This window comes from Streptomyces sp. NTH33 (assembly GCF_003236365.1).
Classification (GTDB): Bacteria; Actinomycetota; Actinomycetes; order Streptomycetales; family Streptomycetaceae; genus Streptomyces.
This window is the reverse complement of the sequence record NZ_POTZ01000724.1, coordinates 1-2,347: the sequence shown is the minus strand read 5'-3', so window position 1 is coordinate 2,347 and position 2,347 is coordinate 1. Positions and strand designations below refer to the sequence as shown.

The following is a 2,347-nucleotide window of genomic DNA, read 5'->3' as shown; positions in this document are numbered from 1 at the left end:
TGTATAAGAGACAGTCACCGGAGTGCTCTACGAGGGCTACCCGGTGGACGCGCCCCACGTCGTGCACGCGGCGGACCACTGGCTGTACGAGGGCACGGGCGTCCGCCCCGGCGAGAGCTTCGACCACCTGGTCGGAGTGGAGTACGACCGGGTCACCCCGGGCGCGTCCGTCCCCGAACCGCTGGAGATCACCGCCCACTCGCCGCTGGTGTGCGCGGGCAACCGCAGCCACAGTGACTCGGCGTACTACACGGCGGCCGGCGGGGCGGGCGTCTTCGCCACCGGCACCATGCGCTGGGTGGAGGCGCTGATGGCCGGCACCCCGGAGGGCGGCCGCGACCACGGCATGGACGCCCGCACCCGTGCCTTCGTCACCCGGACCACCGAGAACCTGCTGCGCGCCTTCGCCGAGGGCCCCGCCGCCCGTCACCGGCCGGCGCCCCGCCCCAACACCCGGCAGGTGTACGGGACGGCCTGACCCGGCCGGGACCTCACGGTGTGCCAGGAGGAGCGTCAGGAGGAGAGGGCCGCGTCGAGGCCGGCGTAGCACGGTATGAGCGTGTCCACGCCGACGAGCTGCAGCACCCGCAGCACCTGCTCCTGCGGCGCGGCCAGCCGCAGCCGGGTGCCGCCCGCCTGGGCGGCCTGGTGGGCGGTGATGAGGGCGTTGATGCCGCTGGAGTCCATGAAAGTCACGCCACTGAGGTCGACCACCGTGCCCGGCGCGCTCTCCGGGCAGGAGAGCAGCGCCTCGCGGAACCGCGCGCTGCCGTCGAGATCGACCTCTCCCACGACGGCCACGACACAGGTGCCGTCGTCGGCCGTGGTACGGGTGATCAGCAGCCGCTCGGGCACCGCCGGTCCCTCGGTCTCTGCCACACTGCCCTCACTTCTTGTCAACGCATGGCCACGGTCAGGGGGTTGTCGGCCATGATGTCAGGACTTCGTGAAGCTCGTGAGGGGCCGCACCGCCGCGCTGCGCATCACCCCCTCACCGCGGTGGGAATCCGCTCCGGTCCCGCCCGCCACCGCGGGTCGCTACCCGCCGACGCCCTCGCGCGGTGCTGGGATGAGGACGGCATGGTGGCAGAAAGGGGTGGTCGTGGACGGCGACCTGGTGTCGGGCCCCGGGAGCGCTGCCGCGAACCGCTTCGTACGGGCGGATCGGGCGCTCTCCGCGATCGGTACGACCCTCGACGACCGCAGGACGGCGGCCGAACTCGCCGCGTTCCTGGTCGAGGAGCTGTGCGACTCCGCGACCGTCGACCTCTACGGCCCGCAGGAGGGCCACCGCGAACCGGGCGAGTCCCTGCGGCCGGCCGCCGCGGCCGGCCGGCACGACCTCCTCGGCAGCCTGGAGAGGGGCCCGCGCGAGGAGGTCGCCGTACGTGCCCTGGACGCGGGCCACCCCATCACCGCCTCCTTCACACCCGGCAGAAGTACGGGTCTGGCCACCCTCTCGGTGCCACTGCTGACCCGGGACCGGGTCCACGGCGTCGTCCTCGCCCTGCGCGCCGGGCGCCCCTTCGACGACGACGAGACGGCGGCCGTCCACTACGCGGCCCGGCTGGCCGCCGCCCACCTGCGGCACGCGGACGACCAGCGGGAGGCCGGTCCCAGGGTGTGGGACCTGCAGAAGGTGCTGTCCGCCGGCCCCGGACGCTCCCACCCCGACGTGGACCTCGCCACCCGCTGGTCGCCCGGGCCGGTGGGCGGCCACTGGTGCGAGGCGGTACGCCTGCACTCCGGCCGCACCCTGCTGGTCGCCGGCGACGTCATGGGGCACGGCCTGGACGCGGCGGTCGACATGAACGCCTACCGCTCCCTGCTGCGGTACATCGCCTCCACCGACCTCGCGCCGCACGGCATCCTGCGCCGGCTGGACGCCGCGATGTCCACGGAGAGCGGCCGCCGCCCGGCGACCTGTCTGCTGGTCCTGCTGGACCCCGTGCACGGCACGGCCCTGCTCGCCGGCGCGGGACACCCGCCCCCGGTCGTCGTCCACGCCGACGGCACCGCCGCCCCGGTCGAGCTGCCCGTGGGCCCTCCCCTCGGCACCGGCGGCAGCGCCTACCGGGCGGCCGGCCTGCCCCTCGCGCCGGACGACACACTGGTGATGTTCACCTACGGGCTGATCGAGCGGCGCGGCGAGGACATCGACACCTCGCTCGCCCGCCTGACCGCCCTGCGGGTACGGCCCGGCCAAGGCGTCGGCGAACTCCTGGACGAACTTCTGGACGAGGTTCCGGGCGGCACCCCCGGCGGGCCGGGAGCCGGCCACACGGACGACGGCACCGCCGTGGTCGCGGCCCGCCTGCGTCCCCGGCCCTGACGAACACGGCCGGGC

General features: G+C 74.7%; 2 protein-coding genes and 1 pseudogene. 2 read left to right on the top strand and 1 reads right to left on the bottom strand.

Translation table 11 applies throughout. The annotated features are described in order from the left end of the window. Positions 1 to 10: 10 nt before the first annotated feature. Positions 11 to 478: pseudogene (locus tag C1I97_RS35510) on the top strand (N,N-dimethylformamidase beta subunit family domain-containing protein); the annotation flags it as partial. A gap of 35 nt (positions 479 to 513) precedes the next feature. Here the strand turns inward: C1I97_RS35510 and C1I97_RS35505 are convergent. Beyond that, a complete protein-coding gene (locus tag C1I97_RS35505; RefSeq protein ID WP_111007061.1) occupies positions 514 to 879 on the bottom strand; it encodes an STAS domain-containing protein in 366 nt (121 codons plus the stop codon). A gap of 190 nt (positions 880 to 1,069) precedes the next feature. Between C1I97_RS35505 and C1I97_RS35500 the strand changes: the two genes are divergently transcribed. Further along, positions 1,070 to 2,332: a PP2C family protein-serine/threonine phosphatase gene (locus C1I97_RS35500; RefSeq protein WP_111007060.1), complete on the top strand. Its 1,263-nt coding sequence runs from the start codon at positions 1,070 to 1,072 to the stop codon at positions 2,330 to 2,332. Positions 2,333 to 2,347: the final 15 nt, after the last annotated feature.

Coding starts and splice junctions, on each gene's coding strand:
- C1I97_RS35500 (WP_111007060.1), top strand. CDS start 1,070: ATGAGGACGGCATGGTGGCAGAAAGGGGTGGTCGTGGACGGCGACCTG.